The 22,345-nt window shown below is 47.0% G+C and carries 18 protein-coding genes; 10 read left to right on the forward strand and 8 right to left on the reverse strand.

From position 1 onward, the window contains the following. Window positions 1-84: 84 nt before the first annotated feature. The 8 genes from ACRD67_RS12630 (at window position 85) to pyrF (ending at window position 6,772) form a co-directional block, all read left to right on the forward strand. A complete protein-coding gene (locus ACRD67_RS12630; protein ID WP_430967513.1) occupies window positions 85-1,263 on the forward strand; it encodes an AIR synthase related protein in 1,179 nt (392 codons plus the stop codon). A 54-nt stretch (window positions 1,264-1,317) separates the two neighbouring features. Next, complete coding sequence (locus ACRD67_RS12635) at window positions 1,318-1,761, forward strand: QcrA and Rieske domain-containing protein (protein WP_430967514.1); 444 nt, start codon at window positions 1,318-1,320, stop codon at window positions 1,759-1,761. 35 nt (window positions 1,762-1,796) lie between these two features. Beyond that, window positions 1,797-2,231: a thioredoxin family protein gene (locus ACRD67_RS12640; protein WP_430967515.1), complete on the forward strand. Its 435-nt coding sequence runs from the start codon at window positions 1,797-1,799 to the stop codon at window positions 2,229-2,231. Window positions 2,232-2,311: 80 nt separating this feature from the next. Further along, on the forward strand, window positions 2,312-3,220 hold the full coding sequence (locus ACRD67_RS12645; protein WP_430967516.1) for an FAD:protein FMN transferase: 909 nt from the start codon (window positions 2,312-2,314) through the stop codon (window positions 3,218-3,220). Window positions 3,221-3,230: 10 nt separating this feature from the next. After that, complete coding sequence (locus tag ACRD67_RS12650) at window positions 3,231-3,440, forward strand: DUF4266 domain-containing protein (RefSeq protein WP_430967517.1); 210 nt, start codon at window positions 3,231-3,233, stop codon at window positions 3,438-3,440. After that, window positions 3,427-4,728, forward strand: coding sequence for a DUF3570 domain-containing protein (locus tag ACRD67_RS12655; protein ID WP_430967518.1), 1,302 nt, complete (start codon window positions 3,427-3,429; stop codon window positions 4,726-4,728). The genes ACRD67_RS12650 and ACRD67_RS12655 overlap by 14 nt, the downstream gene beginning before the upstream one ends. Before the next feature lie 116 nt (window positions 4,729-4,844). Continuing rightward, window positions 4,845-5,921: a peptide chain release factor 1 gene (prfA, locus tag ACRD67_RS12660; RefSeq protein ID WP_430967519.1), complete on the forward strand. Its 1,077-nt coding sequence runs from the start codon at window positions 4,845-4,847 to the stop codon at window positions 5,919-5,921. 29 nt (window positions 5,922-5,950) lie between these two features. Then, entirely contained in the window at window positions 5,951-6,772 is an 822-nt protein-coding gene (gene pyrF, locus ACRD67_RS12665) for an orotidine-5'-phosphate decarboxylase (protein ID WP_430967520.1), read from the forward strand. A gap of 3 nt (window positions 6,773-6,775) precedes the next feature. Here the strand turns inward: pyrF and ACRD67_RS12670 are convergent, their stop codons facing one another. After that, on the reverse strand, window positions 6,776-6,970 hold the full coding sequence (locus ACRD67_RS12670; RefSeq protein ID WP_430967521.1) for a hypothetical protein: 195 nt from the start codon (window positions 6,968-6,970) through the stop codon (window positions 6,776-6,778). 330 nt (window positions 6,971-7,300) lie between these two features. Here ACRD67_RS12670 and ACRD67_RS12675 point away from each other — a divergent pair, with 330 nt between their 5' ends. After that, window positions 7,301-7,810: a hypothetical protein gene (locus ACRD67_RS12675; RefSeq protein WP_430967522.1), complete on the forward strand. Its 510-nt coding sequence runs from the start codon at window positions 7,301-7,303 to the stop codon at window positions 7,808-7,810. Window positions 7,811-8,114: 304 nt separating this feature from the next. On the opposite strand, the gene ACRD67_RS12680 is transcribed toward ACRD67_RS12675, so the two are convergent. The 7 genes from ACRD67_RS12680 to purU form a co-directional block, all read right to left on the reverse strand. After that, window positions 8,115-8,804, reverse strand: coding sequence for a hypothetical protein (locus tag ACRD67_RS12680; protein WP_430967523.1), 690 nt, complete (start codon window positions 8,802-8,804; stop codon window positions 8,115-8,117). Between the two features lie 85 nt (window positions 8,805-8,889). After that, window positions 8,890-10,320, reverse strand: coding sequence for a RagB/SusD family nutrient uptake outer membrane protein (locus ACRD67_RS12685; RefSeq protein WP_430967524.1), 1,431 nt, complete (start codon window positions 10,318-10,320; stop codon window positions 8,890-8,892). A 14-nt stretch (window positions 10,321-10,334) separates the two neighbouring features. After that, window positions 10,335-13,355 carry a SusC/RagA family TonB-linked outer membrane protein gene (locus ACRD67_RS12690; RefSeq protein ID WP_430967525.1) on the reverse strand — a complete coding sequence of 1,007 codons (3,021 nt, stop codon included), beginning with the start codon at window positions 13,353-13,355 and terminating at the stop codon, window positions 10,335-10,337. A gap of 777 nt (window positions 13,356-14,132) precedes the next feature. After that, window positions 14,133-15,677, reverse strand: coding sequence for a helix-turn-helix domain-containing protein (locus ACRD67_RS12695; RefSeq protein ID WP_430967526.1), 1,545 nt, complete (start codon window positions 15,675-15,677; stop codon window positions 14,133-14,135). A 442-nt stretch (window positions 15,678-16,119) separates the two neighbouring features. After that, window positions 16,120-17,085 (reverse strand): carbohydrate kinase family protein, encoded by a 966-nt coding sequence (locus ACRD67_RS12700; RefSeq protein ID WP_430967527.1) that lies wholly within the window; start codon window positions 17,083-17,085, stop codon window positions 16,120-16,122. Window positions 17,086-17,095: 10 nt separating this feature from the next. Further along, complete coding sequence (locus ACRD67_RS12705; protein ID WP_430967528.1) at window positions 17,096-17,797, reverse strand: DUF4197 domain-containing protein; 702 nt, start codon at window positions 17,795-17,797, stop codon at window positions 17,096-17,098. Window positions 17,798-17,881: 84 nt separating this feature from the next. Further along, window positions 17,882-18,733 carry a formyltetrahydrofolate deformylase gene (purU, locus tag ACRD67_RS12710; RefSeq protein WP_430967529.1) on the reverse strand — a complete coding sequence of 284 codons (852 nt, stop codon included), beginning with the start codon at window positions 18,731-18,733 and terminating at the stop codon, window positions 17,882-17,884. 145 nt (window positions 18,734-18,878) lie between these two features. On the opposite strand from purU, the gene ACRD67_RS12715 reads away from it, so the two are divergent. Further along, complete coding sequence (locus tag ACRD67_RS12715) at window positions 18,879-22,337, forward strand: methylmalonyl-CoA mutase family protein (protein WP_430967530.1); 3,459 nt, start codon at window positions 18,879-18,881, stop codon at window positions 22,335-22,337. Window positions 22,338-22,345 lie beyond the last annotated feature (8 nt).

The raw sequence follows: 22,345 nt of genomic DNA on the forward strand, positions 1-22,345 counted from the left end.
GGCCTTTTGCGACCTTAATTTAAAAGCCTACATTTTGTGGGCTTTTTTTATGGATTGCCCTATTTTTGCCCCAAACTGCATAAGATGGGTTCGTCCAATAGTAAAAGATATGATTTAAGAGGGGTTTCGGCCTCCAAAGAAGAGGTGCACAAGGCCATAGAAAATATTGATAAGGGTCTTTTTCCAAAAGCCTTTTGTAAAGTGGTGCCTGATTATCTCACCAACGATGATGCTTACTGTCTGATTATGCATGCCGATGGTGCCGGAACCAAATCTTCCTTGGCCTATATGTATTGGAAGGAAACCGGGGATATTTCGGTTTGGAAGGGCATCGCCCAGGATGCCCTGATCATGAATGTGGACGATCTGCTCTGCGTGGGGGCCACAGATCACATCATGTTGTCCTCCACCATTGGTCGAAATAAAAATTTGATACCCGGAGCGGTCATAGCAGCCATAATACAAGGTACCGAAGAGCTCATTTCGGATTTGTCCGCTCACGGCATTACCATACACTCCACAGGTGGGGAGACGGCAGATGTGGGCGATCTGGTACGTACCATCATCGTAGATTCAACGGTTACTGCACGCATCAAAAGGGCCGATGTCATAGACAATGCCAACATACAGGCGGGCGATGTGATCGTTGGTCTTGCTTCCTTTGGCCAGGCCTCTTATGAAAAGGAGTACAACGGCGGGATGGGCAGTAACGGACTCACTTCTGCCCGGCACGACGTGTTTGCCAAGTACTTGGCGAAAAAATACCCCGAAAGTTATGATGCCGCGGTGCCCGAGGCCCTGGTTTATTCAGGAAACAAGAAATTGACAGACAAAGTACCCGAAGCTCCCCTTGATGCAGGTAAATTGGTGCTATCGCCCACAAGGACCTACGCTCCGATCATTAAAAAGATCCTTTCGGAATACACGGCAGAAACCATTCACGGAATGATACATTGCAGTGGTGGCGCTCAGACCAAAATCCTCCATTTTATAGACCAATTGCATATCATTAAGGACAATATGTTCCCGATGCCTCCGCTGTTTCGTTTAATACAGGAGCAATCTGGTACCGAATGGAAGGAAATGTACCAGGTTTTTAACTGCGGTCACCGGATGGAATTATATGTAAACGAGGCCATTGCGGAAGATTTGATCGCTATCTCGGAAAGTTTTGGTGTGGCCGCCAAAGTAGTGGGCAAAGTGGTACAAAATCCACACAAAAAGCTCACGATACAAAGTGAATATGGCACCTTTGTATATTAAGGTATACGAATCCCCCAATTCCTACGTTGTTTTAATAATTAAGCCCCTTATGCTATGGAAAGAAAAACGTTTTTAAAAAACTTGGGCGCGGGAGCGGCTTTTGCCGTAGTTTTCCCTTGCCTTCACGGATGCTCCAGCAGTGGAAGCGATGATGTGGCACCGGAAGATATGAAACCTATACCCACCGGAGTTGATTTTACGATCGATTTGAACACCTCCGAAGGCGCTGGACTGCAGAACAACGGCGATTTTATTCTGAAGGACTTTGTGGTGGTCGTTAAGAACTTAGAGGGTCAGTTTGTAGCGGCCAGTCAGGTTTGCAGCCATCAACAGACCGAAGAGGTGCGTTTTCTTGAGGAAAACGGTGGTATTTACCGATGCTCTACCCATGGTGCCCGCTTTGATCAGCAAGGAGCTCCGTTGAACAGTGTAACTCCCAATCCGCTGAAAATCTTCAATACTGAATTGAACGGTACTATTTTACGTGTTTTTGAATAGACACATCCCAATAAAAGTACTTATAACCTACTCATATGAAACATAGTATTCTAATTACCGCCCTTTTGTTTTCGTGCTGTCTTTTGGGACAGGACTGGAAAGGAAACTACGCCGAGGCACTTTTGGCTTCAAAGCAAGAGAGCAAGCCCTTGGTGCTGGTCTTTTCAGGTTCGGATTGGTGTGGCCCGTGCAAACGACTTGATCGGAATATTTGGCAATCGGAAGCCTTTAAGGCCTACGCCTCGCAGCACTATATTCTCTACAATGCAGATTTTCCAAGAAAGAAAACGAACAAACTGCCTGAAGAGAAGATAAATGCCAACAAACAACTGGCCGAGCGTTATAACCCAAAGGGACATTTCCCCTTGGTTCTGGTCCTCAACGGTCAGGAAGAGGTCTTGGGCAAGACCGGATATGAAAAAGTCTCACCAGACGCCTATTTATCTCTTCTAAATTCCTTTATAAAGTGAGATTGAACCTTTCCCTATGCTTTTTTTTTCTTGCCCTTATATGTTTTGGTCAAGAAAATTATGTTACCGTTCATCGGAGCATGAAGCTGATGGGAAGCAGGTTCGAGATTACAGTGGTAGCGCCCAATGAGGAAATTGGCTATATCAACATCGAAGAGGCCGCCGCGGAAATCACCCGCATAGAAAAAATGATATCTTCTTGGGATGCGGAATCCGAAACTTCCGCAATCAACAAAAATGCCGGTATAAAACCGGTAAAGGTAAGTATGGAACTCTTCAAGCTCATTGAACGTTCCAAACAAATTTCGGAAATTACCGATGGTGCTTTTGATATATCCTATGCCTCTATGGACAATGTTTGGAAGTTCGATGGGACCATGAAATACCCGCCAACGGAGACCGAGATCAAAAGATCCATCGCCAAGATAGGGCATAAAAAAATTATCCTCGATGCAGATGAACATACGGTCTTTCTGAGGCAAAAAGGCATGAAAATAGGTTTTGGGGCCATTGGGAAAGGGTATGCGGCCGATAGGGCCAAACAACTTTTGGTTTCCAAAAAGGTACGGGCAGGAATTATCAATGCTTCCGGAGATCTTACCACATGGGGCACCAAGGCCAGTGGGGAAAAGTGGCTTATCGGTATTGCCAATCCCTTGAGCAAGGATAAGATATTTTCGTGGCTCCCCGTCGTGGAATCCTCGGTGGCCACCTCCGGGAACTATGAAAAATACGTGACCTTTAGGGGACAGAAATATTCGCATATCATCGACCCCAGGACAGGCTATCCCTCAAAAGGAATCAACAGCGTTTCCATTTTTTCCAAAAGCGCGGAACTATGTGATGCCCTGGCCACTTCGGTATTTATCATGGGAAGGGATGCAGGTATGGCCCTTATCAATCAGCTTAGGGGTACCGAAGTGATTATCGTGGACAGCGCAAATAAAATTCATAAAAGCAATGGTATCCTGTTCGATAATAATCAGTAATTTTAAAAGGATGAAGAAATTGGTATTGCTATTGGTCCTTGCCGTTTTTTGCACCTCCTGCGTTGTGGTCAAAGAATACGAGAAGGTGTATATTAACGATGACGAGATGTTGCTTTCCGCCAAAGGCACAGAACGATTTGAAACCAATTTTCAAATCTACCGGGAAGCGGCTTCGGGAGCCAATGGAGGAAAAACAGGGGGTGGTTGTGGCTGTAATTAAGCACGTAAAAGGGAAATTACCCCTGGGCGTCCTGCTGTTCATTTCTTACCTGGGTTTCTCTCAGGCGGGCCAGCAGACCTATACCACTAGGGTCTTGGAAGCTGCGGAAATTGATCTGTTGTTCAGCTATTATGATCAGGACGGGCAGAATGCGGCCGTAACCGGGGGAGAAGGTACCGAAGAACTTACGGATGCAACCTCGAGCATCGTTGTAAAAATACCCATGAATGCAAATGACGTGCTTACCGTAGATGTGGGCATATCTGCCTATACCTCGGCCTCATCAAGCAATGTAAACCCACTGGATGGCAATGCCAACGACCCAGTAAGTCCGTTCATCGCCTCTTCGGGGGCATCCAGGAAGGATCAACTGGCCTATTTTAAACCTTCGTATCAGCACAGTTCTTCTGACCGCAACACCTTGTGGACAGCCAACGCCTACGTCTCCAACGAATATGACTACTTCTCCATAGGTTTTGGTGCGGGGTATACGCGCTTGTTCAATGAAAGAAACACCGAGCTCGGGATAAGTGCCCAAGTATATCTGGACAAATGGAATTCGCAGTATCCGATAGAGTTAAGGGGTGTTTTTTTTGATGACCGAATTACCGGCAATGGAACGTATAATCCACAATTCACTGAATTTCAGGATGAAACACGTAATTCCTACAGCATATCCCTTAGTTTTTCCCAAATTTTGGGGAAACGGTGGCAGGGTGCTTTGTTTGCGGATATTGTATCCCAGAACGGTTTGTTGAGCACGCCCTTTCAACGGGTTTATTTTGGTGATGTGGAAGATTTCTTTATAGACGACTTCCAGTTGGCGGATGATGTGGAACGTCTTCCCGATAGCCGCTTTAAGTTGCCCATTGGGGGCCGATTGAACTATTATTTGAACGATGTAGTGGTCCTACGGGGGTATTACAGATATTATATGGACAATTGGGGGATACACGGGCATACCGCCAGTTTGGAAGCACCCATAAAATTAAGTGATAAGTTTACACTGTACCCCAGTTATCGGTATTATACGCAGACCGCTGCCGATTACTTCTTCAGTAAGGAAGGGGCTGTATCCACCCTGGAATTTTATACCTCGGACTACGACCTGTCTGCCTACGATGCCAATCAATACGGTATGGGTATCCGATACAAGGATATTTTTGCCAACACCAAACTTTTCTCTTTTGGGCTCAAAACTATCGATCTTCGAGTAAACCAATACGACCGTAGCGATGGGCTAAGTGCTTTTATTGTTACCCTGGGCACTACTTTTGTAGGAAATTAACATCTTCCCGACCCCGTAAGATCGGACGCACAAAACCAAGGGTTTTTCTTAGGCGGTTCGGATCTGCTTGAAGCTATAAAAAAATCGTAAATTCGCAATCCAAGTGTAGATCGCATATGTTAGATAAATTAAACATTGTAAAACAACGTTTCGATGAGGTGTCGGACCTCATTATCCAACCCGATATCATATCGGACCAGAAACGCTATGTACAGTTGAACAAGGAATATAAGGATCTCAAGGTCCTTGTGGACAAACGTACACAATACGTGGAGCTGACGGATAATATTAGCGAGGCAGAGGAAATAATTTCGGACGGAAGCGATGCCGAGATGTTGGAAATGGCCAAAATGCAGTTGGAAGAGGCCAAAGCGGCCTTACCCGTTCTGGAAGAGGAAATAAAATTTTTACTGATTCCCAAAGATCCTGAGGACGCCAAGAACGTGGTGGTAGAGATACGCGCGGGCACAGGGGGAGACGAGGCCAGTATTTTTGCCGGCGATCTGTTCCGCATGTATACCAAATATTGTGAGTCCAAAGGATGGAAAACGAATGTGATCGATCTTAGCGAGGGTACCAGTGGTGGATTTAAGGAAATACAATTCGAGGTAAGCGGAGAGGACGTGTACGGTACCTTAAAATTTGAGGCCGGAGTACATCGGGTGCAGCGCGTACCACAGACTGAGACACAGGGTAGGGTACATACCAGCGCAGCAACGGTCATGGTGCTTCCGGAAGCCGAAGATTTTGACGTGCAGATAGATCCCAAGGATGTGCGGATAGATTTTTTCTGTTCCTCAGGTCCTGGCGGGCAGTCGGTAAACACGACCTATTCAGCGGTACGTCTTACCCATGTCCCCACAGGTTTGGTAGCGCAGTGCCAAGACCAAAAGTCGCAACATAAAAATAAGGAAAAGGCCTTTAAGGTATTGCGATCGCGGCTCTATGATCAGGAACTGGCAAAAAAACAGGAAGAGGATGCCGCCAAACGAAACTCCCAAGTAAGCAGTGGCGATCGTTCGGCAAAAATTAGAACCTACAACTACCCACAGGGCAGGGTTACGGACCATCGAATAGGACTTACCCTTTATGATCTGACCAACATTGTTAACGGGGATATTCAAAAGATTATCGATGAGCTGATGCTTGTAGAAAATACCGAAAAACTAAAGGAGGCCTCGGAAATTTTTTGATGACTCAGACCACTTAGCAGGAAGACAAAATGACCACCCAGTTTTTAACAGCACAGATCCGGAAAAAAAAGTCCTTTCTCTGTATTGGTTTGGATACCGACCTGGACAAGGTGCCGGAACACCTCTTGGACGAAGAGGATCCCCTATTTGCTTTTAACAAAGCCATTATCGACGCCACACATGAGCTGTGTGTTGCCTATAAGCCCAATATTGCCTTTTACGAGGCTTACGGACTTAAGGGCTGGAAGGCCCTGGAGAAGACCATGGCCTATTTGAATACAAACCATCCCGGAATATTTACCATTGCCGACGCCAAACGCGGGGACATTGGCAATACATCCACAAGGTATGCCCAGGCTTTTTTTGGGAATCTGGATTTTGATGCCTTGACCATCGCGCCCTATATGGGCAAGGACTCCGTGGAGCCATTTTTGGCCTTTGAAGATAAGCATACCATTCTCTTGGCATTGACGTCCAATGTCGGAGCTTTTGATTTTCAAACAAAAAATAGCAACGGTAGGGAGCTGTACAAGGAAGTTCTGGAGACCTCCAAGACCTATAGCCATGCCGAACGCCTTATGTACGTGGTAGGTGCAACCAAGGCATCCTATTTGTCCGAGATTAGGCAAATTGTACCCGAAAGCTTTTTATTGGTGCCGGGTATTGGGGCACAAGGGGGAAGTCTAAAGGAAGTATGTCATTTTGGTATGACCGAGGATGTAGGACTGCTGATCAACTCTTCGCGTGCTATCATCTACGCCTCCAAAGGAATGGATTTCGCAGAGGCCGCGGCAGAAAAAGCCCGGGAGGTGCAAAAAGAAATGGCGACAGAGCTGGGGCGGCTAGCTTGATGTCTACACCAAACTTTCCAGGACTTTCTTGATTTTTTGTGCCTTTTGTTCAAAGAATTCACCCAACTGGGTATCCGTATATTTAATGCTTGATGCCTTCTCCATAAAACTTTGATATTGGTATTCCAAAAGGGTTATGGCGTGTGCCCCGGAAGTTATCGGTGTAACGGTTCCTACTCTACAATACTGCTTTTCCATAGTCAAAAACTTTGTTCTTACAAATATACGACCGTATCGGGGTTTTAGATGTTGGTGTAAGGGTGTATTCACCTAAAAACCAGGTGTTTTATCTAATTTTTAACAAAAAGACAAAGAAATTGGCAACCGCTTTGGAAGATATTCCACTGCCGTCCGGTGCGATTCGGTATAACAATATCCTCTATTCCTGTCCGAAATCTGGTCCCAAGTGTTTTCAAAACCACACCCCATTGGGCATGTTCAAGTTCCTTTTCAGGGATAATTATTTAACAAAAGTGTCTCGGTAGTAGTGTTCAAAATCAGTATCTTACCTATACAAAAACACTTGGAATGATGAAAAAATACGTAAGCCTTTCACTTTTTCTTTTTTTTGGATTTTTAGTACATGCGCAAAGCGATGCATGCGCCTGTTGTACCGAAGATCATACCGCCTTTGACTTTTGGGTAGGGGATTGGGAGGTCACCAAGACCGACGGTTCCGCAGCCGGAAAGAATACCATTGAAAAAATAGAGGGTAGTTGTGTGCTAAGGGAGAATTGGACCAGCGCCAATGGGAACTATACCGGTACCAGCTATAACTTTTTTAATCTTAGTACCAAACAATGGGAGCAATTGTGGATAGACAATGCTGGGAATCATCTAAAATTAAAAGGGAATAGGATAGATAACCATATGATACTTTCATCGGACGAGTTTACCCACACGGATGGGAAGGTCTACAAGAACAGAATTACCTGGACGTTGAACGAGGATGGTAGCGTGCGGCAACTTTGGGAAGTCCTTCAGGGCAATGAAGTAGCGAGTGTTGCTTTTGATGGCTTGTATAGAAAAAAAGGATAGCCCAACGATTATGGATCAGTGAATGTAAATTGCAGCTCCGAATGACTTTGATAGCTAATTCAAATAATTACTCTAAAAAATGAGACAGAAGTTTTTTTAGAACATGTTCCGGAGCTGCTTTACATTTATTAGGTTACTTATCTCAAAGTAACATACTCTTTGCATACGTTGGGGAAAGGCTTATCAAGATTTACCGTTCCGATAAAAGTTTACGTTACGTTTACCAAAAACCTTCCGTTTGTCGAGAATTTTGGAGGTTAAGCGCCGTTACTCCGCTATACATGGACTTTTCAAGCGATGCAAATCACGACGCTTTGAAATAGAAATCGAGCAGTTTTACCAGGTCCTCCCTTTTGTAGGGGTCCAGTTTCTGTTTTTTGATGTGCTTTTCCATTTCCCCGGCCCGTTCCCCGAACAGGGGCACCAGGTTCTTCCGCTTGCGGGGCAGTTCCACCACCTCGCCCTCGGGGCCCAGCCCCTGGAGGTAGAAACGGGCGCCCTCGCGCTTGAACTTGGCGGGCACGTCCTGTTCGTAGCTGCTCTTGGCGGGCTTCTTGGGCACGAACTTGATGTTCTCCTTGAAATAGAGCGTGTAGCCCTCGCCGCGGTGCAGCCTTTCGAAGAAGGTGGTCTGCAGTTTTCCGCGCTCGTCCCTGTAGGGCCTGGTCTCGAACCAGCGGCCGGAGCCGTCCAACAGGGCTATGCGGTAGGGGGTGGAGCGGTCCAGTCCCATGACCTCGCCGTTCTCCCTCTTGATCTCGATGCTGTTCTCCACCACGTTGAAGCGCAGCAGCTGTACCTTTTCCATGCCGTTTATGCGGGCCGACACGAACTCCTCCAGGAGGTAGCGCGAGCCCTCGGCCTCGTCGTAGATCGGGTTGTTGGTGCCCACGAAGAAGGCGAGCTCGTTGAAGGTCTCGTTGTTGGGCCGCTGTATCTGCCCCTGGGCCGAAAGGCCTGCAAGGCACAGGGCAAGGAGGATCGTTCTTTTCATATCTAGATCGGTTTAGGGTTAAAATATAGGGACCACCAAAAACCGTGCCTTGGTGGTCCCATTCCTATATCAGTTCCGCTAGCTCCTAGAAGGTTCCGGGATTCTGCGTGATGTTCGGATTGTTGGTGGTCTCATCGTCCACGATGGGGAAGATCACCTTGTCCGCACCGGGTGCCGACTCGGGACCGCCACCTGGGCGAAGGTTCAGGCCGTTCCTCAAGAGGTCCATCCTACGGTGGCCCTCGAAACAGAGTTCCTTCCTTCTTTCCAGACTGATGGCGTCAAGGTCCAGATTGCCCGCGGTAAGGTCGGCAAGGCCGGCCCTGCTACGCAGCGTGTTGATGTCGGCCAGGGGCGTGGCGCCCACAGAGGTGCCTGCCCTAAAATTGGCCTCGGCCCTGTTCAGGTACATCTCCGTGACCCTTACCCCCATACCATCGGAGGCATTGTCCACCACATCGTTGTACTTGGTGGTGAAGAAGGTATTGTTGCCCCCTGCATCGGTGGCCGCTACGGACAGTTCGTCGAACCTTCTGTCCCCGGGCTCTGCATTAAAGGCATCGATCAGGTCCTGGCTAAAGGGCGCATCGCCCCGTCCTCCGGGGGAGGCGTTGTAAAAGTTCACGTACACCTCGTCGGAACCCGGTACCGATTCGTCCTGGGGACCGTCGGTCGGGGTATTGATCACCACGAACAGGTGCTCCGAGGAGGTTTCCGCGTTGTTATAGAAATCGTAGTTGGCCGCCAAGGGGTGGTTGCCCGCCGCGATCACCTGGTTGGCCAGATCGGCCGCCCCGGCCCAGTTCTCCCTGTAGAGGTACAACCTGGACAAAAGACCCTGGGCAGAAGCCTGCTCGGCCCGCTCGCCGTTGTCCACCGGAAGGTCCGCTATGGCGTCCAAAAGGTCCTGCTCTATAAAAGCGTGCACCTCGTTCACCGTGGAACGCTCCAATTGGAACTCGGATATCTCGCCCCCTTCGAAGGGCTGCGAAACGATCGGTACCCCAAGGTTGGTGCCCCCGCTGAACTGGTAGGGCTGTGCAAAGAGGTTCACCAATTGGAAATAAGTGTACGCACGTAGGAACTTGGCCTCGGCTACGAATACGGCTTTTGTGGCCTCATCCAGCCCGTTGATCTCCGCCGGATCTACGGGCGGAAGGTTCACGATTACATTGTTGGCGGCCCCGATCAGTTCATAGGCATCCAACCAGATGTTGTCTATCGTCGTATTGGTGGCCAGGGTCTCGAACTGGTCCACTTCCTGGAGTGAAGGGAAACTTCCCACGAAATTCACGTTGTCCGACATGAAGTCCGACATCAGCTGCGGATTCCCGTTCAGGTCACCGCTCTGGTTCTTACTGTAGACCCCGACGACGGCACCGTTGATCGTGGCAAAGGTGCTGAAGATTGTACTGGAGGCCACATTGTTCTCCGCAACCACGTCCAATCGGTCCTCGCACGAAACGATCATGAGAAGTCCAAAGAGTGCTGCTATTGCTTTATTTGTTTTTTTCATTGCTCTATTTTTTATTAAAATGTTAAACGTGCCCCGAACGAATAGGACTTGGCCTGTGGTGCGGTAAAGAATGTTTCTCCTTGGAACAAGGGATCGATATCATCGGTCACCTCGGGGTCTATCCCGTCCAGTTCGTCCCCTTTAATGGTGAATAGGTTGGTTGCCGTGGCATAGAGCCTAAGCCCGGTAATGAAACCGCCAAGTCTTTCCAGGGCCTTCTCGGGAAGGTTGTACCCCAGGGTGATGTTCTTGATCCTCAGATAGGAGCCGTCCAACTGCTGCTGGGTAGAACGCTGGTTGAACAAGTTAAAGGTAGAACTGTTTGGGCTTGGCAAAAAGGCGTTGTCGCCCGGCTGCCTCCAGATGTTCAGGTTCTGCCTCCTGATGTTCACTATGCCCCCGATGGCGTCGTTACCGTCGGCAAAACGAAGGCCGTCAATTACTATTTCATTACCATAGGAGTAGTTCATCAGTACGGACAGGTCAAAGTCCTTGTACTTGAAGGTATTGGTCATACCCCCTGAGAAATCGGGAAGCGGGCTTCCCGTGACCACACGGTCTCCCGAGCCTGGATTAGTGGTAATGTTTCCATTGGCATCCAACCATTCGGCGTCCCCGGTCTGGGAGTTGATGCCCACGTAACGGATCAGGTAGAAGTTGTTCAGGGATTCCCCTTCGATGGCCCTTTGAATGGCCCCGTCGATGATCCTCCTGCCCTGTGGGTCCGTCGCGGCGTCCTCGTTGAGACGGAGCACCTTATTCTCTATCGTGGTCAGGTTGAAGTTGGTACGCCACTCGAAGTTCTCGGAGCGTACGTTAACCGTGCTCAGTTCAAACTCCCAACCTTTGTTCTCCATCTCGCCGATGTTCCTGCTGATCGAGGTAAAACCGGTCTGTGGTGGCAATATCTGGTTCAGCAAAAGGTCGCTGGTGGTCTTCTTGAAGTACGAGGCGTTGAAATTGATGCGCCCGTTCAAAAAGGTCGATTTGATACCGATGTCCAGCGTCTCACTTTCCTCCCATTTGATGTCCGCATTTTCAGGTTGGTTGGGTACGGCCCCGGATTCCCCGTTGTAGTCCCCGAAACCTCCGATACTGAAGAGCCCGAGCGATGGGAAGGTCCCCAAGCGGTCGTTACCCACCGTACCGATACTGGCCCGGACGGAGAGATAGTCAATAAAGTCGATGTCCTGGACAAAGGGTTCCTCGGAGATTACCCAGCCCGCGGCCGCGGACCAGAAGTACCCGAAACGCACATCTGGCTGGAAACGGGAGGACCCGTCACGTCTTATGGATCCCTCCACAAGGTACTTGCCCTTGTAGTCATAGGATACCCTGGAAAAGAGCCCGAAAAGGCGGGTCGGGAAACGGTCCCCGTTCAATACGGTGGCCGTAGCCCCTGCGCCGAGGTTCCTAAGGACATCGTCCAAAAATCCGGTCGCGGAAACGTTCAATCTGGACCTGAGGGTCTCCTCATAGTTCAGTCCGAGAAGAACCGATAGGTTGTGGTCCTCACCATAGGTGTCGGAGTAGTTTATCGTCTGGTTGGTAAGATATCTTTCCTCCCTTACGCTCACTACCTGTGCCGATCCACCGGGCGTGTTGAAGTCCGCATTTCTAAGTGTTTCTTCAAGGTCGAGCCTGTCGATACCGAACTCGGAACGCCAGGTAAGCCCCTCGATAGGGGTGATCTCGGTATAGGCGTTCCCGATTACACGAAAGGTCTTCAGCTCGTCCGTGTTCAGGGCCACCCTCGCAAAGATGTTCGGGATAAAGGAGCCCGACTGCGCGAAGTTGCCCTCGTCGTCAAAGGCCGCTACCACCGGGCTCTGAAGGAAGGCTGTTGTGAAGGGTGCGTTGATACTGTTCTCCACACTTACCCTGTTGAGGCGGTTGTTGGTGACCCCCAGGTTCATCCCGACCTTCAGCCATTCCTGGACGTCCGAATCGATGTTGATCCGCGCCCCGGCCCGTTGCTGGTCGTTGCCGATGATAAAGCCTTGGGTGTCCTGGTAGTCCATACCAAAGAAGAAGCTGGTCTTCTCGCCACCGCCCCTTACGCCAAGGTTGTAGTTTTGTGATACGCCCGTGCGCTGTACCCCGCCGAGCCAGTCCGTCCCCCCGGAACCGATGGCGCCAAGGCCAAGGGATTCTGGTGTTACCGTGGTGCCGCCGTTCTGTATGGTGGCCACTTCCGACTTGAACTGTCGGAACTCGTCCGCGGTCAGGATGTCCGGAACGTCGGTAGACTGCGAGTACTGTGTGCTCACGTCAAAGGTCACCTGGGCGGCGGAGTTCCTGCGGCCCTTCTTGGTGGTGATCAGGATTACCCCGTTGGCGCCCCTGGACCCGTAGATCGAGGTCGCACCGGCATCCTTAAGTACGGTGAGCGACTGGATGTCGTTCGGGTTCACGTAGGAGAGCGGGTTGATCCCGGTGTTCCCCCCACGGTTGAGCGTGTTGCCCGCGGTATCGGTGATGGGCACCCCATCGATCACGATAAGGGGCTGGCTACCCGCGTTGATCGAGTTTACGCCCCGTACACGTATAACGGCGGCAGAACCGAGAACACCCGAGGCGTTCACGATCTGGGTACCGGCGCTCTGCCCCTGTAGGAGCTGATCGGCCGAGACCACCTGGAGGTTCTCAATGGCCTCCTCTTTTACGATACCGATGTTCTGGATAATCTTTTTCTCCTCTTGGTTACCGTAACCAATAACGACCACCTCTTCCAAGGCCTCCGCATCTTCCTGCATCGTTACATTGATGACATCCGAAGCGCCTACAGTGCGCTCAACGGTTGTTTGTCCTAAATAGGAATAAACAAGAACATCCCCTGAGCTTGCCTGGATAGCATAGTTGCCATCAAAATCAGTTTGTGTTCCCGTGGAAGTTCCTTTTACCACAATGTTCACCCCAGGTAAGGGTAAGCCTCCTTCATCCGTAACGGTACCGGAAACTGTTTTTTCTTGTGCATATGCCATAGACATCCCAAATAGGAATAGCATACACAGCCAAATACATTTTTTTTTCATACTTTAAGTTTTAATTAAGTTAGTCTCGTACGTCTTGAATTAAACTGTAAGCGTAGGCCCATAGGACTTAAAGCCAGGGAAACCTACCGTTCCCAAAAAAGTGAGAATTAAGAGTGCTGTTTCTAAATTTTGGAAGTAAGTGTCTCAGAGCTACTTTACATTTAATTAGTCATACGGCCCAAAGTAACATGCTCTTTGCCTGTTTTAAGGAAAGTCTTATAAACGTTTACTTTTCCGATGAAAGTTTACGCTTTTTTTACGCCTACCGTCCATTTACTGAGAATAATTCAATGATGAGTGCAGTTAGGTCAATTTGGGTATTCGCTTCTTCCGCCTTATTCATTCATCTAAAAAAGGATATCCTCCAAAGCCATAATCCCAATTTGGTTCCAGATATTTTCAAAACGGCAAGGCGCTGAAGTAAATCCTACGGCATAAGATATTTGCGGACATCCTATTTATAGGCCGGGCACGGGGGTCGGGCACCTAATAAAAAACGAAGAGCCAAGGTCTACCGCAAACAATATCGGTTTTTTGGATAATACTAATGGTAAAGGGAAAATTGCCTGTATTGGCGGGTATTTCTGAATGTAAATTGCAGCCCTGAATTATATTGATGACTAATTCAATTAATTACTCTAAAAATGAGAATGAAGTATTTTTTAGGAGTAAGTTTTTCAGGGCTGCTTTACATTTAGTTAGTTATAAAACCAAAGTAATACGCTCTGGATAATATTTGGGAAGAACTTATAAACCTTTACTTTTTCCGATAAAAGTTTACGTTGAGCTTACGCTGGTCTTTAGGCTATTTCGTAGCGTTTTTTTTTGATACTCGGTGGGTGTAAGGTCGGTATCTTTTTTAAAGGCCTTGTTGAAGGTAACTTTGTTGTTATAGCCCACTTCATAAGCGATATCAATGATATTCAGATTTTTGAGATAGTCAGTATCCAGAATTTGTTTGGCTTCATGGATCCGGTAACTATTGATCAATTCATGAAAGTTCATTTTAAAATGCTCGTTGATCACTTGGGAGGTATTGTGTCTGGTGGTATTTAACCTTTCGGCCAGGATTTCCAGACTTATGTCGTTCTCCTTGTAAACCTTGTGCTCATCGAACAACTTCACTAAGTTCGACTTGAGTTCCTCGGACAGGCTTTCTGTTAGACCCGAATTTTTGTACTTAAAGAAAAGCTGGTCGTTAAGGGCATACAGGCCATTGAATACATTGGGCTGCACGTTTGCCGAATAGCCCACATACAATACCATTAGAGTCATACTGATAATTTGTAGATTGAGCAGGATGCCCGAGTTGATGTTGTAGTTTACAAAAAAGAAATAAAAGGCGTAGGTAAAGATGTACATAAAATGTATCCTATAGATATTTTTTTGCCAGAGTTTGTTGTTCTTGCTCAACTCCTTGGTCTTGCTGCTTTCCAGATATAGCTTTCGGATAAAATAACCATACCCGATCAGTGATATTAGTTTTGTGGACGAGATGATGAGCAAGTTGTAATTCCCATAGGCCTCTTCAACAGCTACATTGCCCAATATGACGTCTAGTTTATCAGGCGCGGACAAGGCATATACCGGAAGGAGATAGGTCAAAAGCAGTACGGTGGGGACAAGGTGGAGCAAGTCCTTGGGCTTAAATTGGTACTGCCGTGTTATTCGTTTATAATAGAAATACAACAAGGGCCCGAACAATAGGGCAAACGGTGAAGACATAAGATGGGTATGCGGAAACTGAAACTGATAATTGGTCGCAAAAAAGAACCAATGGAGGATAAAAATGGAATGGACCAAAATAAACCCACTGATCAACACCCGGGCCAATTTGTCGATGTTCTTGTTTAGATTAAGGACTATGGTAATGTAAAAGCCAATTAGGGCTATATATAATAGGATAAAGGACCAGACATTGATATTGGTCGTATATTTTTCCTCCAAAGTGGCGAATTCGTCCGTATGTTTTATGGAATCAAAACCCTCGTTTAGGAAAAGTGCAGTGTTGAACTCCTCAAAAAGATACTTTTCCAAAAAAACTACTGATTTCTCGGTGTTTTCGAGTCCGGCATACCCCAAGGCAATTTTTTTGTACAGCTGGGATTTTTCAATCTTCCCTTCCTCCAACAACTGAAGGTATATCTTAAGTGCTTCGGAATAATTTTGTTTTTGGTACAATTCATCGGCCCTGGTCAGCAGGTCTTGGGTAATATCATAAAAGTGCGGCAAACGACTCTCAGCGACGCTTGGGTACGACAGCGCGCTGGTTGGGAAGCTTAACAGTAAGAACAATCCGAAAACAATTCTTAAGCGTCTCATGGTTGATTGATGAATTAGCAAGTAAAAGTTAGGAATTAAAAAAAGTCCAAATCTTAAAGTTTTCATAAAAACAGTAAACCCCGATAATAGTTTACTTGATGAGAAAGTCCCGCTATGCTTGGTAAAATGGCGTTTTGGGGACCGAGACGGAGAGAAATGGCAGAAAGCTTTCTCCAAATCTTAAGACGTTATAACAAAAAAACCGGTGTGAACACCGGTTTTAGACTAACTAACTCAAAAAATTACTAACTCAAAAATTCGGTACAAAGATTTGAAGTCCCTTTTAAAAGGGCTAACGAAACATTGGCAATCTGTAATGTTTGTTTTGTAACACAACGCGGGAGTTTTGTTTTTATTGTGTTTTAACAGGAATAATAGTATTAAAAAAAATGCTGATAGGGCAAGGGATATTAAGGAAAAGCGCGGGCCAAGGCTTTGTAAATCAGTAGTATTTTGCCATCAGCAGCTCTGTTTCTTCCTTATTTTTGAAAACGTCGAAGGTTTTGCCCTGTGTCCGAAGGGCACCCAGGGCATTGGCATATTGCGCCGCTTTAATAGGGTCGCCAAATTGGGTGAAACCGTAGGCAAGGCCCCCTGCAAACGAATCTCCGCATCCAGTGGTATCCACCACATCTTTCATGAAAATGGACTTGACAAATTCCTTATGGATTCCGTTCTTCCCCTTATAGTACAGAACGCAACCTCTGGAATCCAAGGTAACATAGAAATGGGAGACCCCCAGTTGTAGGACATGGGCCGCCATGGCGTCCAGATGGTCGGTTTTTTCCTCATCGTAATGCATCATTTCATCCGCTTCATACTCATTTTTAAACCAACATACCTGGGATTCTTCCAAATTCATTTTTAGGACGTCTATATAAGGTAACCATTCATCCATATCTACCCAAAACTTGCGGTATCGATCCCCTTGCATACTCATGGTGGTCGTTGGTCCATGGGCATCAAAAATAACAAGTCCCTTTTGTTCTTTTTTGATGTGGACCAAGGTGCTCAGGGAGATTTCAAAATCGGTAATCGGAACAAAGACGTATGCATCCATATCGCCCAGCGAAGCTACGTCCCCCGGAAGTATGGGGCGCATACAGGCAGTCTGTTTCTCTATCCGGTTGTTCTGGTCCACGAACCTAAGTTCAATTACCGTACCCCGGTCGTCCTTTGAGGAAATACCTTGGGTATCTATATTGGTATATGGGGCAAAAAGATCCAATATGCCTTCTTGGTCCCTTTGGTGCACAGTGGATACGGGCAGCACGGTGCCCTTTGCTCCTAAAAGCTTGGATAGGGCGATTACCGGATGTGTAACACATCCGTATTTTTTGATCACCTCTTTGTTAACGGTGTAGATGGTGTCCCTAGGTATTGGCCCTAAAACTGCAATTTTTGTCATAATAATAGCATCAGTCCTGCAATGCAAAAACCTTTTTTAGGATGTCCGTTGTTCTGGACGAGATTTTGGTTCTAATTTCCTTTTCCTCTATCGCAATCATAGTATATACCCCATTCAAAGCCTCTTGGGTAACGTAGTCCGTTAGGTCAGGGTTCACATCAGTGGTTAGTGGTAGGCTATTGTATTTCTGAATTAAATTGTTCCATATGTCATTGGCTCCGACTTTTTCAAAGGAATTTTTTATGACCGGATTGAATTTGGTGTAGAGCTGCTGTTCGGTGGTGCTGGTAAGGTATTGGGTAGCGGCATTGTCCGCTCCCAAAAGAATGTTTTTGGCATCGGCAAAGGTAATGCCCTTCACCGCGGCTACAAAAATAGGAGTGGCCTCGGCCACGGCATCCTCGGCAGCCCTGTTCATAATCCGTAGGCCCTCATCCGCCAATTTGCCCAATCCAATATCCCTTAAGGTCTTGTCCACTTTTTTTAGTTCGGCCGGAAGCAGGATTTTAACCAGTTCGTTCTTGAAAAAGCCATCCTTTTGGGTGAGCTTGCTCACTTGTTTGTCTATCCCCTGGTTCAGGGCTTCCTTAAGTCCCTGGGCTATTTCGGCGTTTCCTACACCCCCCTGGGGAAGTTGATTCACAACCTGCTGCAGCTCGGCACAGGAAATCAATTGAAAAATCACTAAAAAAAGAATTATTTTTCTTCCCATGCCTTGTAGATCATATATTCTAAAATACGTATTAATTAGCAAATTTCCGGTATATTTTTTACCATGGCGTTTTTTTAAGCCCGACTATGAAAAAATGACCGTCTTGTTGTTGTACACCATGGTCTTGCGATTTAGGTGCAGTTTTACGGCACGCGAAAGGACAATCTTTTCAAGATCCCTGCCCTTGGCGATAAAATCTGCGATGCTATGCGAATGTGATACCGTGGTAACGTCCTGCTCAATAATGGGTCCGGCATCGAGTTCCTCGGTCACATAATGGCTTGTGGCCCCAATGATCTTCACCCCTCTTTTAAAAGCGGCGTGGTATGGTTTTGCTCCTGCAAATGCAGGCAAAAAGGAATGGTGTATGTTTATGATCTTAGCCGGGTATCTATCAATAATTTTCGAGCTAACAATTTGCATATAACGCGCCAGAACAATGAAATCAATTTCATGTGCTTCCAATAGTTTTAGCTGCTTTTCCTCAGCCGAAGCCTTGTTCCCGGCGGTAACCGGAATATGAAAAAAGGGAATGTTGAACTGTTTGGCGATATAATCCAGGTCATTGTGATTGCTCAGGATAAAGGGGATTTCCACGTCCAGCTCTCCGGAATGGAACCTACTTAACAGATCGTACAGGCAGTGGTTGTACTTGGATACGAACAAACCCATTTTTGGCTTCACCCCTCTTTGGTACATTTTCCATTCCATTCCATAGGCCTTTGCAATGGTCTGTTGAAATGTGGTTCTAAAACCTTGGAAGAATGCCTGGTCCTTTTCAAAATCGCTTTCCAATCGCATAAAGAACACCCCCGCCTCGGTATCCACATGTTGGTCCAGGTAAATAATATTGCCGCCTTGGGAATGCAAAAACCCCGTTACGCTACTAATTATTCCAGCTTGATCGGGACAGTGGATAAGAATGGTAATTCTCAAAATGCTCGTTGTTTAGAGGTATAAAATTAGGATATTAAGAACCAAGAGGTATATATGGGCTTTATTTTTACAAAATTCGAATAAGAACGTAATTTTTTTTGCATTTTCCGTAAATTGCAAGCTGAAAATAGTCGCTTTATTATAAATGGAACAAACCAGACCTTATCAGCCCCAGCACAAAGTTAGAATTGTTACGGCAGCATCACTGTTCGACGGTCATGACGCAGCAATCAATATTATGAGACGGATCATTCAGTCAACAGGGGTGGAAGTAATCCATTTGGGGCATGACCGTAGCGTGACAGAGGTAGTGGATTGTGCCATACAGGAAGATGCCAATGCCATTGCCTTGACCTCCTATCAGGGTGGCCACAATGAATATTTCAGATATATGTTCGACCTGCTCCAAGAGCGAGGTGCAGGACATATTAAAATTTTTGGAGGGGGCGGTGGTGTTATTCTGCCCAATGAGATAGCAGCATTAATGGATCATGGGATTACCCGGATATATTCGCCAGATGATGGAAGAACGATGGGACTTCAAGGCATGATCAACGATTTGGTGGCCCAGAGCGATTTTCCCATACCCGCATTGCCATCGATCCATGGGAAAGACCTTACAAGTGCTTTGAGAAATAAAGATGTCAACGTCCTTGCCCGGCTGATATCGCTTGCCGAGAACCGGCCAAAGGATTTTGAAAAAAACTTCGGACCGGTAAAAAAATCGAATAAAAAAGTTCCCGTTTTGGGCATTACAGGTACCGGTGGGGCTGGAAAATCGAGTTTGGTGGACGAGTTGGTGCGACGCTTTTTGATCGATTTTCCGGACAAGACCATAGCGTTGGTCTCTGTTGACCCGTCCAAGCGAAAAACAGGTGGTGCCCTGCTCGGAGATCGTATTCGAATGAATGCGATAAATGACAAAAGGGTGTACATGCGGTCACTGGCCACACGGCAGTCCAATTTGGCCTTGTCCAAATATGTAAACGAGGCCATAGAGGTGCTGAAGGCGGCGGAATTTGATCTTATAATTTTGGAAACCTCCGGTATTGGCCAATCAGATACCGAGATTATAGAACACAGTGATGTTTCCCTTTATGTAATGACGCCAGAATTTGGTGCCGCCACCCAATTGGAAAAAATTGATATGCTCGATTTTGCAGATTTGGTCGCAATCAACAAATTCGATAAAAGAGGCGCATTGGATGCGTTGCGCGATGTCAAGAAACAATATGTGCGAAATCATGCACTTTGGGATGTGGACCAGGAACAATTGCCCATTTTTGGTACCATGGCCTCACAGTTCAACGACCCGGGGATGAACCGTCTGTACAGGGCGGTCATGGACAAGTTGGTGGAAAGGACGGGAACAACGCTCAAATCGGATTTTGAGGTCACCAACGAAATGACGGACAAGGTTTATGTTATTCCTCCGGCCAGAACCAGATATCTGTCCGAAATATCGGAAAGCAATCGTGCATACGATGCCAAGGTGGTTTTGCAAAAAAATACCGCACAACGATTGTACGGTATTTACCAAACCATTTTATCTGTACTGAATGCCGCTTCGACCGATACCGGGAAGCTAATCCTATCGGATGCCGGGATTCATGAAAAAGAGATATTAAAACGCGGTTCAAGCGAGAAGGACAAAGGCTTTTTGGGCTTGTTGATCCAAGAATTCAATCGCGTAAAAAAGGACTTGGACCCCCATAATTGGGAAATGCTGATGCACTGGGAAGCTAAGATAAAACGCTACAGGGATCCCGTATATTCCTTTAAGGTGCGGGAGAAGGAAATTCAGATCAACACACATACCGAATCCCTATCCCACCTGCAAATCCCCAAGGTGGTGCTGCCCAAGTATACGGCCTGGGGCGATGTATTGGGCTGGAGCTTACAAGAAAATGTTCCTGGAACCTTTCCTTATACAGCTGGGCTCTATCCCTTTAAAAGGACAGGGGAAGACCCAACGCGGATGTTCGCCGGTGAGGGTGGCCCCGAACGTACCAACAGACGTTTTCATTACGTTAGCCTGGGGATGCCTGCCAAACGCCTGTCTACGGCCTTCGATTCTGTGACCTTATATGGGAACGATCCGGACCACAGACCTGATATTTATGGAAAGATCGGCAATGCCGGTGTATCCATTTGCTGTTTGGATGATGCTAAAAAATTGTATTCCGGTTTTGACCTAAGTGATCCCATGACCTCGGTAAGCATGACCATTAATGGTCCGGCGCCCATGCTTTTAGGGTTTTTTATGAACGCCGCCATCGATCAAAACTGTGAGAAATATATCAAGGAGCACGGCTTGGAGGACGAGATAACGGCCAAAATTGAGAAACACTTTAAGAAGAAGGGCATGTCCCGGCCGCAGTACCTTGGGCAATTGCCCGAGGGAAACAATGGCCTGGGATTGCTGTTGTTGGGGGTAAGTGGGGATTTGGTATTGCCCAAATCGGTATACCAGAAGATTAAGGCAAGCACCTTAAGTCAAGTAAGGGGCACGGTACAGGCAGATATACTCAAGGAAGACCAGGCTCAAAATACCTGTATTTTCTCGACCGAGTTTGCCCTAAGGCTTATGGGAGACGTACAGGACTATTTTATAGCTCATGAAATCCGCAATTTTTATTCGGTCTCCATTTCGGGCTATCACATTGCTGAAGCGGGGGCAAACCCGATTACCCAATTGGCTTTTACGCTTTCCAACGGCTTTACCTATGTTGAGTATTACTTGAGTAGGGGCATGGATATCAATAGCTTTGGCCCCAATCTGTCCTTTTTCTTTTCCAATGGCATTGATCCCGAATATGCGGTAATTGGAAGGGTTGCCCGTAGAATCTGGGCCAAGGCCATGAGGGATAAATACGGCGCCAATTCTAGGGCGCAGATGTTAAAATACCACATACAGACCTCTGGCCGAAGTCTGCATGCCCAGGAAATTGATTTTAACGATATCCGTACTACTTTGCAGGCCCTATATGCCATTTATGATAACTGCAATTCCCTGCATACCAATGCGTATGACGAGGCCATAACCACACCTACCGAGGAATCGGTGCGCCGCGCCATGGCCATACAATTGATCATCAACAAGGAATTGGGATTGGCTAAGAACGAGAATCCTCTGCAGGGCTCCTTTATTATAGAAGAGCTTACAGATTTGGTAGAGGAGGCAGTGTTGATGGAATTTGATCGTCTTACAGAACGCGGTGGCGTATTGGGCGCCATGGAAACCATGTACCAACGTTCGAAAATTCAGGAGGAAAGTTTGCACTATGAGACCCTAAAACATACGGGGGAGTATCCCATTATCGGGGTAAACACCTTTTTAAGTTCTAAGGGATCACCCACAATCTTACCCGCCGAGGTCATACGGGCCACCGAAACCGAAAAGGAAGCACAGATCACTACCCTGAACAACTTACAGCAGCGCAATTCTGGGGAAGCACAAACCCAGCTCAAAGAACTTCAGGAGGTAGCCATTACTCATGGCAATGTGTTTGAAAAACTGATGGAGGTAACTAAAGTTTGCTCGCTAGGGCAGATAACCCAGGCCCTTTTTCAGGTAGGCGGACAATATAGAAGAAATATGTAAACGGCGAT

The sequence above is a fragment of the Eudoraea algarum genome, assembly GCF_050589645.1.
In the GTDB taxonomy this organism is placed as follows: domain Bacteria; phylum Bacteroidota; class Bacteroidia; order Flavobacteriales; family Flavobacteriaceae; genus JBNGOQ01.

What these genes read in the sequence shown, in the direction of transcription:
- ACRD67_RS12630 (WP_430967513.1), top strand. Translation starts at nt 85, where the DNA reads ATGGGTTCGTCCAATAGTAAAAGATATGATTTAAGAGGGGTTTCGGCC.
- ACRD67_RS12635 (WP_430967514.1), top strand. Translation starts at nt 1,318, where the DNA reads ATGGAAAGAAAAACGTTTTTAAAAAACTTGGGCGCGGGAGCGGCTTTT.
- ACRD67_RS12640 (WP_430967515.1), top strand. Translation starts at nt 1,797, where the DNA reads ATGAAACATAGTATTCTAATTACCGCCCTTTTGTTTTCGTGCTGTCTT.
- ACRD67_RS12645 (WP_430967516.1), top strand. Translation starts at nt 2,312, where the DNA reads ATGAAGCTGATGGGAAGCAGGTTCGAGATTACAGTGGTAGCGCCCAAT.
- ACRD67_RS12650 (WP_430967517.1), top strand. Translation starts at nt 3,231, where the DNA reads ATGAAGAAATTGGTATTGCTATTGGTCCTTGCCGTTTTTTGCACCTCC.
- prfA (WP_430967519.1), top strand. Translation starts at nt 4,845, where the DNA reads ATGTTAGATAAATTAAACATTGTAAAACAACGTTTCGATGAGGTGTCG.
- pyrF (WP_430967520.1), top strand. Translation starts at nt 5,951, where the DNA reads ATGACCACCCAGTTTTTAACAGCACAGATCCGGAAAAAAAAGTCCTTT.
- ACRD67_RS12670 (WP_430967521.1), bottom strand. Translation starts at nt 6,970, where the DNA reads ATGGAAAAGCAGTATTGTAGAGTAGGAACCGTTACACCGATAACTTCC.
- ACRD67_RS12675 (WP_430967522.1), top strand. Translation starts at nt 7,301, where the DNA reads ATGATGAAAAAATACGTAAGCCTTTCACTTTTTCTTTTTTTTGGATTT.
- ACRD67_RS12680 (WP_430967523.1), bottom strand. Translation starts at nt 8,804, where the DNA reads ATGAAAAGAACGATCCTCCTTGCCCTGTGCCTTGCAGGCCTTTCGGCC.
- ACRD67_RS12685 (WP_430967524.1), bottom strand. Translation starts at nt 10,320, where the DNA reads ATGAAAAAAACAAATAAAGCAATAGCAGCACTCTTTGGACTTCTCATG.
- ACRD67_RS12690 (WP_430967525.1), bottom strand. Translation starts at nt 13,355, where the DNA reads ATGAAAAAAAAATGTATTTGGCTGTGTATGCTATTCCTATTTGGGATG.
- ACRD67_RS12695 (WP_430967526.1), bottom strand. Translation starts at nt 15,677, where the DNA reads ATGAGACGCTTAAGAATTGTTTTCGGATTGTTCTTACTGTTAAGCTTC.
- ACRD67_RS12700 (WP_430967527.1), bottom strand. Translation starts at nt 17,085, where the DNA reads ATGACAAAAATTGCAGTTTTAGGGCCAATACCTAGGGACACCATCTAC.
- ACRD67_RS12705 (WP_430967528.1), bottom strand. Translation starts at nt 17,797, where the DNA reads ATGGGAAGAAAAATAATTCTTTTTTTAGTGATTTTTCAATTGATTTCC.
- ACRD67_RS12715 (WP_430967530.1), top strand. Translation starts at nt 18,879, where the DNA reads ATGGAACAAACCAGACCTTATCAGCCCCAGCACAAAGTTAGAATTGTT.